At 63.7% G+C, this 791-nt stretch carries 1 protein-coding gene; it reads right to left on the reverse strand.

Annotation, left to right across the window (positions count from 1 at the left end; all coding sequences use genetic code 11):
- Nucleotides 1-71 precede the first annotated feature (71 nt).
- Nucleotides 72-551: a DM13 domain-containing protein gene (locus QMX79_RS20815; RefSeq protein ID WP_047290306.1), complete on the reverse strand. Its 480-nt coding sequence runs from the start codon at nucleotides 549-551 to the stop codon at nucleotides 72-74.
- Nucleotides 552-791: the final 240 nt, after the last annotated feature.

Raw genomic sequence — 791 nt, forward strand, 5'->3', positions numbered from 1 at the left:
AGCATGGCTCGGCTCTACAGTAGAGCCGAGCCATGCTCGGCTGCTCTTCGCCCAGATGCTTGGGATGTTGTTCAACCCGGCGTGCGGTACTGCCCGGCGGAAATGAACTGCTCGAACCGTTCGCACCACACCACTACGGTGGTGTAATCGTCCACGTTGACGCTTTCAGGCACGTCCACCAGGAAACGGTTGAAGGTCTTCACCTCGCCGATGCGCTGGGCCTGTGCCTTGATCTTCAGGAAATCGGCCTTGTTGTCGACGAAGTCACGGACCAGGTACACCTTGTAATCCGGACCCGGACCCATCTTGCCGTCGAACGCGACCTGGCGCGGGCTGACGCTGACGTTGCCTTCCGCCCAATGCACCGCATCACTGCCCTTGAGGTCGCGGCGAAAGGTGGTGCGGTAGGGGGCGTCTTTCATGGCCGCCTGCACCTGCGCAACCGGCGGGTCATCGGGGGCGATCAGGATCGGCAGGAGATAGACGCCCAGGCCGAAGCCCAGGCCGAGGGTGAGCAGGTGGGTGGCGAGCAGGATGAGGATGCGGCGCATGGGGCCTCCTTGTGGTTGCGATCGATCGCGCGGCGAAGTGCCGGGCCTGACCACCCTGGGAGGTCAGGGCCGGGGTATAGGAAGTTCAACCGCCCTTTTTGGCGAGTCTGGCAGGTAGGAAGCGGCCGCGCAAGCGCCGCTTTGGGCACAGATCGGGCACAGATCGGGGGTTCATGCGTGGGTTTTCGACATCGCGGGGCCGCGCAGCGGCTCAGTGCGTAGCCATTTCTCACCGAATCC

The organism is Stenotrophomonas sp. PS02300 (assembly GCF_029959395.1).
Classification (GTDB): Bacteria; Pseudomonadota; Gammaproteobacteria; order Xanthomonadales; family Xanthomonadaceae; genus Stenotrophomonas; species Stenotrophomonas maltophilia_AD.